At 75.2% G+C, this 2,440-nt stretch carries 3 protein-coding genes; all 3 read right to left on the bottom strand.

Annotated features, from left to right (window positions below; all coding sequences use genetic code 11):
• A partial coding sequence (locus ACVV2G_RS33310) for a TatD family hydrolase (RefSeq protein WP_453846494.1) occupies positions 1 to 841 on the bottom strand: 841 nt, incomplete at its 3' end.
• Positions 841 to 1,575 carry an EboA domain-containing protein gene (locus ACVV2G_RS33305; RefSeq protein ID WP_453846493.1) on the bottom strand — a complete coding sequence of 245 codons (735 nt, stop codon included), beginning with the start codon at positions 1,573 to 1,575 and terminating at the stop codon, positions 841 to 843. The genes ACVV2G_RS33310 and ACVV2G_RS33305, both read right to left, overlap by 1 nt.
• A 14-nt stretch (positions 1,576 to 1,589) precedes the next feature.
• The coding region (locus ACVV2G_RS33300; RefSeq protein ID WP_453846492.1) for a sugar phosphate isomerase/epimerase family protein at positions 1,590 to 2,440 on the bottom strand (851 nt) is incomplete at its 5' end.

Below are 2,440 nucleotides of genomic sequence, written 5' to 3'. Positions count from 1 at the left end.
CGCCGCGCAGGACGGAGTTGCCCTCGTGCGTGGCATCGGCCGAGGTGACGTCGAGTTCGAGGCGTCCGCCGAGGCCGTAGAAGGCGACGGGGTTGCGCCACAGCACCCGGTCCACGTCGTCCTCGGTGAAACCCTCGGCGAGCATCAGGTCGCCGACCGTGCGGGTTTTCAGCGGGTCGCTCCTGCCCCAGTCGGCGGCCGAGTTCACCAGGACCCGCTCCGGGCCGTACTCGCGCAGGAGGACCACCATGCGGGCCTCGTCCATCTTGGTGTCCGGGTAGACGGAGAAGCCGAGCCAGCAGCCGGCGTCCTTGGCCACCCGCACGGTCGTCTCGTTGAGGTGGTCCACCAGCACCCGGTCCACGGGCAGCGCGGACGCGCGGACCACGTCCAGGGTGCGGTGCAGTCCGGCGAGCTTGTCGCGGTGCGGGGTGTGCACGAGGGCGGGCAGGCTGTGGTCGGCGGCGAGCTGGAGCTGGTGTTCCAGGGCCCTGTCCTCGGCCGGTGTCATCGAGTCGTAGCCGATCTCACCGACGGCCACGACCCGGTCCTTGACGAGGTAGCGGGGCAGGTCGTCGAGGACGGGCAGGCAGCGGGGATCGTTCGCCTCCTTGGGGTTGAGGGCGATCGTGCAGTGGTGGGCGATGCCGTACTGGGCGGCGCGGAAGGGCTCCCAGCCCAGGAGGGCGTCGAAGTAGTCGTGGAAGGAGGCGGGCGAGGTGCGGGGCTGGCCGAGCCAGAAGGACGGCTCGACGACGGCCCGGACACCGGCGGCGTACATCGCCTCGTAGTCGTCCGTGGTCCGGGAGGTCATGTGGATGTGCGGGTCGAAGATGCGCATCAGGACTCCTTGCCGTGGGGGGCGGCCGGGCTGTGCGGCGTCCCGGGCTCGGTCAGGGCCAGGACGCGGTGCAGGTCCTCGGGCACGGGGCGGCCCGCGGCGGTGCGTTCGGCGGCGTGGTCGGTGAGCATGCGGGCCAGCTCGGCGTCGCCGCGGGCGCGCCGGGCGAGGTCCGCGATCTCGTCCACGGGCACGCCGGTGAACAGGCACTTGAGCACGGCGTGGCGCCACGGGTGGGCGTCGAGGTGCCGGGCGGCGTAGGGGCCGAGGGCGGCGGCGACCAGCCGCGTGTCGTTGGTGCGCAGGGCGTCCTCGACGAGCGGCAGGGCCTCGGGGCCGGGCACCAGGTGGGGCAGCGCGTGCAGGACGGCGCGGCGTTCGTCGGCGGTGCCCTGGGAGTAGACGCGGGCCAGGGTGCCGCTGTCCGCGTGGGCCGCGTGCAGGACGAGGACCCGTGCGGCGTCGGCGTGGGCGGGACCGCAGCGGCGGCCCGCCTCGGCGAGGCGCAGCTCCCAGACGGAGAGGGGGCCGTGGGCGCCGGGGTGGGCGGCGGCCTCGTCCAGGGCCTGGTCCAGCCAGGCGCGGGCGGCTCCGCCGAGTTCGGCGGAGAGGGCCGCGCGCAGGCCGACGGGCGGGACGTGGGCGGGGGTGGTGCCCTGGAGGTCCTGCCCGGCAGGGGTGCCGTCCGCGCCCCGGAGGTCGGGGGTGGCGTGGCCGACGGATTGCTGCGTCATGGGGATGGCTCCCTTCAGTGGGTGGCGGCGGAAGGCTCGCCCGAGCGGTTCGTACGGGGGGCCGCTGCCGCGGCCTCGCGGAGGAACGGAAGGGAGCGTTCGGCGAAGTGCGGGCCCGCGTGGGAGTGGCGGGGCAGTTCGACGACGGTCAGGCCCTGGTAGCCGCTGGCCGTCAGGGCGTCGAGGACGGGCGGGAAGTCGATCTCGCCGTCGCCGAAGGGGAGATGCTTGTGGACGCCGCGGCGCATGTCCTCGATCTGGACGTGCCGCAGCCAGGGGGCGGCGTCGCGCACGCAGTCGGCGGGGGACGCGGGCTCCAGGCACTGGCAGTGGCCGATGTCCAGGGTCAGGCCCAGCGGGGCGGGGTCGCCGAGGTCGGTGCGCAGGCGGTGGAAGCCGGCGAGGGTGGACAGCAGATGACCCGGTTCGGGTTCCACCGCGAGGGGCACGCCGGTGTCCTCGGCCGCGTCCAGCACCGGGCCCAGGGCGTCGGCGAGGCGTTTCCAGGCGGTCTCCTCGTCGGTGCCCGCCGGGGTGGGGCCGCTGAAGCAGTGCACGGCGTGGGCGCCGAGGTCGGCGGCGACGCGGACGGCGCGGATCAGCAGGCGGATGCGTGCCCAGCGGGCGTCCGGGTCCTCGTCCAGCAGGGAGGGGCCGTGTTTGCGGCGCGGGTCGAGCACGTAGCGGGCGCCGGTCTCCACCGTGACGCCCAGGCCGAGGGCGTCGAGGCGGCGGGCGACCCGGCGGGTACGGGCGGCCAGGTCGGGGGCGAGCGGGTCGAGGTGCATGTGGTCGAGGGTCAGGCCGACGCCGTCGTAGCCGAGGTCGGCGAGCAGGGCGAGGGCGTCGTCCAGGCGCAGGTCGG

The sequence above is a fragment of the Streptomyces sp. JK94 genome (genome assembly GCF_053613315.1).
This window is presented reverse-complemented; position numbering and strand designations above follow the sequence as displayed.